The 7349-nt window shown below is 34.4% G+C and carries 6 protein-coding genes; all 6 read right to left on the bottom strand.

Translation table 11 applies throughout. From position 1 onward, the window contains the following. On the bottom strand, positions 1–1459 hold a 1459-nt coding region (locus ACWNM1_RS14785; protein ID WP_449601523.1), incomplete at its 3' end, for a glycosyltransferase. 75 nt (positions 1460–1534) lie between these two features. Further along, positions 1535–3547 (bottom strand): glycosyltransferase, encoded by a 2013-nt coding sequence (locus tag ACWNM1_RS14780; RefSeq protein ID WP_449601522.1) that lies wholly within the window; start codon positions 3545–3547, stop codon positions 1535–1537. Between the two features lie 12 nt (positions 3548–3559). After that, positions 3560–4714, bottom strand: coding sequence for a methyltransferase domain-containing protein (locus ACWNM1_RS14775; protein ID WP_449601521.1), 1155 nt, complete (start codon positions 4712–4714; stop codon positions 3560–3562). A 13-nt stretch (positions 4715–4727) separates the two neighbouring features. Further along, entirely contained in the window at positions 4728–5456 is a 729-nt protein-coding gene (locus ACWNM1_RS14770) for an ABC transporter ATP-binding protein (protein ID WP_449601520.1), read from the bottom strand. Between the two features lie 12 nt (positions 5457–5468). Continuing rightward, on the bottom strand, positions 5469–6254 hold the full coding sequence (locus ACWNM1_RS14765; protein ID WP_341146544.1) for an ABC transporter permease: 786 nt from the start codon (positions 6252–6254) through the stop codon (positions 5469–5471). Beyond that, on the bottom strand, positions 6255–7199 hold the full coding sequence (locus ACWNM1_RS14760) for an NAD-dependent epimerase/dehydratase family protein (RefSeq protein WP_449601518.1): 945 nt from the start codon (positions 7197–7199) through the stop codon (positions 6255–6257). Between the last annotated feature and the right edge of the window lie 150 nt (positions 7200–7349).

Genomic DNA, 7349 nt, shown 5'->3' with positions numbered 1-7349 from the left:
CATTTCTTGCATTTGCTAATCCCTTATTATTTATATCTAAAACTCTTATTTTCGATCCATTATCCCTATACTTTTCTAAAGCATTAATACTAAGAGGATCATTAGAACCATCGTTAATAATAATTATTTCAAAATTATCGTAATCTGTTTCCAATGCACTTTGCATTGTCTCTTCAATATGCAATCCCAAGTTATAATAGGGTATTATTATAGAAAGTTTACCTTTTTCATAAGGTATTGATAACGATCTATTTGCAGTTTTAGGACTTATATCTAGAAGCGAAGGAAACATAGTTTTAGAAGCCTTCTCCGTTTTTTCAATAATATTACGAAAAAAATCAACACGTAAATTCAGATTCTTATCAATATTACATAAATTACGGATTCTCTCATGCGCTCCGATACTCATTGTTTTCAATTCTTCTTTGGTTGAACTGATCATTTGCAATAGCTTATTTTCAAAATCACCTTCTATCTCCCAATCAAATATTAGTCCGGCAATCCCATCATCCCCAACCATCTCTGCTTGGCCCCCTGATTTAGAAACTAACATAGGAGCGCCTAACCACATTGATGTTAAACATGTATATGGGAAATTTTCATATAGAGAAGGAATAATTACAGCTTTAGCATCTAAGATTTCAGGATTTAAATCAGCCGGCGGAACAGCATCTTTGAAAATCAGCCTTCCTTCATTTATCCAACGACTATATTTATCCTTCAAGAATTCGCCTAGTTTCATTCCTCGTGGATGAAAATAAGTATCACCACCAATAATTTTTAGCTTAAATAAGTGTCCTTTCAGCCAGAGTTTTTCAGCACCACTAATCATCTGTTGGATACCTTTTCTATATTCAGCTCTACCGAAATATAACAGTGTGTCCGATTCATAGTTCCTAACATATTCCTTGTTGTCATATTCCTCTAAATAGTATGGTAAGTTTATAACTTGAATAGGATTTTCCGGAGCGACACTCTGAATTTGATCTGCTAAGAACTGGCTTGGACTCAATAATGCATCTGCAGCCTTCATGCAAAACTTCTCCATGTGCCCAATCCAATAATTAGGAAATTTATATCTAGGAGCTTGATTTACTTTATCCAATTCAAACGTGGGCGTATGCAAGTGGAGAGTAACAGGAATCCCAGATATGTCTGAATCGAACTGCCACTTTCTCATCAGTAAGTAATATCCAATACCATTGTAATCTTGAACCTCTATCACATCTGGTTTCTTCCTATCAGATTTCAGCAGAGATGATACCTCTTCTGCATATTGATAAGAAAGTGCTGTCCAATATCCAAGGTGGTTATAATATTCTCCTTGCATATGTTGGAAACGTACAATTCTTAGGTTAGGCTCTTCATAAGTAACCGTACTTTTGTGAGGGTCTCTTACTAATATGGTAACCTCATGGCCACCTCTCGCCATCATAACTGCTGCTTGATTAACATACATCCCTATTCCCCCGCCGTAATCAGGAGGATATTCACTCGTAAGAATCCATATATTCACACTTTTCACCCATATTATTTATTTTTTTGAAATTAGTTCACTGAAGTAAGCATCGAATTTCATGCATTGCTTTGACCAATACCACTGTTCAATAGAATTAAGATTTTCGCCCGATAACTCAAGAAGTTTTTTTCGGTTTTGTTCCAATAAAATTATCGTTTCTTTTAGAGCCTCTTTTGTACGTTTAATAATATACTGCTGTTGTTTAGCTCCAAAAACCTGTGGTACTATGCCAACGTCAGTTGAAATTACAGGAACCCCACAAGCCATAGCCTCTAAAACAGGATTAGGAGTACCTTCAATTAGAGACATACAAACTAACACATCTATCTTCTCATAGTAGTGAACCATTTGCTCATGAGGAACAAAACCATCTACTCTGTCACAATAAAGCGATTCAATTAAGTAACCCTCATTTTCCAACTCTTCTACTACAGGTTTCACAATTGTAGCAAACCCTTTAAAATCCATTTCTTCTGCAGCCCATTTGCTATTGCCTACCCAACCAATAATAAGAGGGCGCTTCTTCATATTAAAACGATTAAGATTTTTCGGATAAAAGAATGTTTCATCAATTCCATCTTCTATGACAGAGATGGGATTTTGATAAATAGAAATTTTTCGATAGATTTTATCTAGTTTTTCTGATGATACATAGTAATTGAAAGTATTAAACAATTTTTCTCTTTCCTCAATCTCCTCTGATGCTAAAAAAAGATGATCATACACACTGGTAGATAATATTTTTTTGTATAAATATTGATCCAAAAACTGCGCAGCTGAAATATTCAATGGATTTAGATATTCAACGAACCTATTTTCATCAGAGATAATAGAAATCATTTCTCTCCAGAAGAAGTGAAGGATGTCACAATCAGCAGCACGGAACAGAAGCTTAACAGGATCCCAGTTACAATCCTCAAAACTAATCAATTTTATCTCATATCGGTCTCCTAGATTCTTTTCAATCTGTCTGGCTATATTACCAAAAGCCCAGTAATCAACATCAGTAATTAAAGCGATTTTTGGTAAGGGGTTTGTTACAATTTCAGTGCTTGTAGACAGTGAAATCTTCTGTCCTAAACCCTTATTCTTTTCTTCCAGCCATTTGACCAAATTCGTATCCCATATTTTATAACCATACTTTTCTTCCAAATGCCTAGCTGATTGTTGAATAATATTGACTGAGAACCTTCTTTTTTCATATTCGATATCTGTTTGTTCAACAGGCTTAGGATGATCATGAACCAAAGATAACACACAGGTGTTTCCTATTTTATATCCTTCTCTGAAAATCCTTATCGATAAATCAGTATCTTCAAATCCAATAAACATTTCATCATCGTAACCACCCAATTTAAAGAAGGTTTCCTTCTTTAAAAGGGAGGCTCCTCCGAATAGGAAGTTAGATAAAAAAGGTTCTTGTAAGTTATGTTCAAACTCTTCATAGTTGTCTTGTTTATAACAAGAGCCTCCGCCTACATTTATCTCTCCATTGGTTGAATCCACATACAAATGACCACCCAAAGCAAAAATACGTTTTTGATCGGGATCAAGTAAAGGTATATTCATGAAATGGCAACCCAAAAGGGAGATTTCTTTACATATTTGAGTAAGCGGATTGTTCAGAAAATATATATCATTATCCAAACAAAGAACCCATTCAGTATTGACATGATTCATTGTTTGATTTCTGCCGCCTGCTACCCCGTAATTATCTCCCAATCTCACAATTTTTGATTTAAACGAACATTTCGCACAAAATGCTTCTATTTTAATTAATTCAGATTCTTGGGATCCGTTATCAATTATTAAGACCTCTCCTTTGAAACCAACAAGGTGACTCTCAATAGATTCCAGCAAACGGATTGAAAGTTCTGAGCGATTAAGAGAAAGAAATGTTATAGTAAGATTTTCTCCATTAAAACCAATATTACTTCCGTACAAAACATAATTATCACTTTCTAATAAGTCACCGTGTTCTGTATAATAATAAGAAGTTTTCTGCACACCGTAGTTTAAGTACGACATTTAATCCCCCCACTACCTCATCCTATTAAAAAAACTACGTAAGGGAGCTGTTATTTTCCAACTTTTGGAGTTAAATAAAGACTGTAACTCCGCTTCCAATTCCCGAACTTTTTGGCTATTCTCATTATTTTGATTCCACTTTTGAGCTTCAGTCAAATTTTTTCTAAGAAATTCATTTTCTCTGTTTGTACCTTTAACAGCAATAGAAAGCTTTTTATTTTGACGTCTGTAGTTGGTTAACTCATCTTCAAGATTCTTTATCTCATTTTTTTTCAACTGTTCAAGTTCTGCGTTTAATTTACTAATCTGAGAGGATAGTTCATGAACTTCTGCCCGGTAAGTTGTTATTTTTTCATCAGAGTGTAAATAATCCGAATAAGATACCACTCTCGCTTCGTCCATTGAGGTACCGTAGTATGCAGAAGTGTTTACAACCCCAATTTCGGGTGGTCCCCATATCCCCATAAAATAGCTAACGTTAGTTTGATCAATTTTATGAAAGGATGGTAGATTAATCGTTTCAGCATCCTTATAAGAGAGCATTGTATCCATACTATGTTCTCTGTTATTTTCAATTAGCGAATCTTTAAAGCTAATATTTGCAAATCCACTAACAGGCATACCAAACATATAATTTCGGGAAGCTCCTAGTACGCCTTCACACAGTTCACAAAACTCAGAAAAGGAGTACTTCTTTTCATGAAAAGGATTGGATTTCCCTGGTTCGCTGTAATACCAGTTATCATTCGGACAAGAAATCAGGATGATACCATCCTTTTTGAGCCATCTTTTCAGATTCTCAAGATATAAAATAGGATTTGCTAAGTGTTCAATGGTTTCAAAGGAGACAATGAGGTCAAAATAGCCTTCTTCAAAAAAATCATTATCTTCTTCAGCATTTATTGTATTGAAATGTATGTTCTTATGACTAAAATTTTCTTTAGCATTATTTATCGCTTCTTGCGAGATATCAACTCCATGAACCTCTTTAGCGCCCCATTTTTCAGCCATGGCAAATGAGCCATAGCCCTCGCCGCAAGCTATATCTAAAACCCGTTTGCCTTGACAGTACTGTTTCGCAATTAAATACCTTCCCAGATGTATGGAAGACTCCAAGGCGCTATATTCAGTTTTCTCTCCAAATTCAAGTCTTTCTATAAATTTCACATGATCCACCCTCTTATTTCAGATACTTTTCTAACACCTCTGCAGTAGGACCAACTTCAACAAGTCTTCCTTTTTCAAGATAAGCAATTCGACTGCATAATTGCTCAACTTGAAATGTACTGTGAGAAACAAAAATAACCGTAACCCCGTTCGTTAGCATTTGCTGAATTCTTGTCATGCACTTTTCTTGAAACTTATAGTCTCCTACTGCAAGAATTTCATCAACAATTAGAATTTCCGGTTCAACTACTGTTGAAATAGCAAAAGCGATTCTAGCTAGCATCCCTGATGAGTAGTTCTTAAGTGGTACATCTAAAAACTCTCTGGTTTCAGCAAAGTCTACGATTTCCTCAAACTTTTCTGCTATAAATTTTTTGTTATAGCCCAATATAGCGCCATTCAAGTAAATATTTTCTCTGGCACTCAGCTCCATATCAAATCCTGCACCCAGCTCAATTAATGGTACAATCGAACCATTAACAGAAACTTTACCTTTTGTAGGCTTTAATACTCCTGCTATCACTTTGAGCAGTGTACTTTTACCAGCCCCGTTAAGACCGACTAAACCAAAAACCTCTCCTTTCTTAATTTGAAAAGAGATATCATTCAGCGCCCAAAATTCTTTATAATTCACTTTGCCTTTTAGCATTTTCACAAAATACTCTTTTAAATTATCTATCTTCTCAACTTGCATGTTAAAACGAATTGATACGTCTTCTATTGAGACGGCTATATTCTCCATATTCGTCTCCCTCTATATATACATAATAAATTTATCTTGTTTTTTATAAAAAATGTACACACCAATAAGAAAGGTAACTACAGAAGTCGCTATAAGAACCATATGTTGGTGCATGCTCGGCACTTCACTATATAAAATCAACTGGCGAAACATTTGTATTGCTTGAGTAAGTGGATTTAATTCAACCAAAGGACGAATACGTTCTGGTAAAATATCAATAGGATAAAATACAGGCGTCAAAAAATTCAATGCGGTAATAAAAATTCCATATAGATGTGCTAAATCTCTAAAAAACACCGCTGCACATGATAATATCAGACTGATACCTAAACTAAAAATAAATAAATAGATTATTGGAATAAAAGATAACAGCATTGTGATATGAAAACCTGCCTGCGTGGCGATCATAACAATAACAACTGCTAGGAAAGATGTAAAAAGATTTATAAGGCTGAAAATATTCTTAGAGAATGGAAACATGTATTTCGGAAAATACACTTTTTTGATAAGAGAAGCATTAGAATATACTGAACCAAGTGCTAAATTAGTAGACTCCGAAAAAAAATTAAACATAACAGAACCGCATAAGAAATATACCGGAAAATTAGGAATGTTTGATTTGAATAGCGTAGAGAATACCATTGTTAATATTAACATTGTCATAAGTGGGTTCAACAATGACCAAACCACACCAAGTAAGGACCGTTTATACTTAACTTTAAAATCTCTGCTAACTAATTGAATAAGTAAATATCTATATTTCATGAAATTTTGAATAGGAGTGCTAAATACCTTCACCTAGCGAGCCTCCTCAAGTTCATTATTTCTTTTTGACGATTCATAGAAGTCAAAAGTCAATTTCAATCCTTTTTCAAGTGAATATTCCGGTAACCATCGAAGCTCTTCAAACGCCTTAATATTATCTAGACAACTATCTTTAATATCACCGGGTTTGGGATCTAAACTCTTGTATTCCACACCCTTCTGTGTAACTTTTGAAATAATTTTCACCAAATCTTTTAGGGACACTCTATTATTAGTTCCAATATTCACTACCTTTTCACTTCCATTATTAAGGGCAGCTATGTTCGCAGACACTACATCCTTTACAAATACGAAATCCCTAGTTTGAAGCCCATCTCCAAAAATATTCAATATTTTATTATCCAAAACATTATTCATGAAAATCGAAATAACTCCGCCTTCTCCTAAATGATCTTGTCTTGGGCCATATACGTTGGCATACCTTAGAATAGTATAATCAAGACCGTATAAGTCCGAGAATATCTTAATGTATGACTCTGGGACATATTTAGAAATGCCATAGAATGATGTAGGTATTGCACTATGATCTTCGTTTATTGGTAAATACTTCGGAGTACCGTATACAGCGGCTGAAGAAGCATATATAATTTTTCTAACTTTGGAACTCAAACAACTTTGTAGTAGATTTAAAGTGCCTCTGATGTTTAGCTCCTGGTCTAATAAAGGATCAACTAAGGATTTACTCACGCTTACCTGTGCAGCATGATGAATAACAATCTCTGGTTGGAATTCAACAAATATATCGACTAACTTTGGCGAGTTTATGTCTAACATAGCAAACTCGGCCGACTCGTTAATATTATCCATTTTCCCGGTATACAAATTATCTACAATTAAAACTTGATGTCCCAATAGGATCAATTCATCCACAATATTAGAACCTATAAATCCAGCTCCACCAGTAACAGCAATTCTCATCAACAACTAACCTCCCAAAATGATCAATATAATATTTAAAACTCTAAATTGAGTATCAATATTATTTGTGCTCAAATCAAAAACTCATTATTTTATTTTTAGTCCTCTTTCATTTATGCTAAAATATTGTCGTACCTACAGGAAAAGGAG

It is taken from the genome of Paenibacillus sp. Marseille-Q9583 (genome assembly GCF_976954365.1).
Note: the sequence above shows the minus strand (reverse complement) of the source record. Positions and strands in the feature narration are given on the sequence as shown.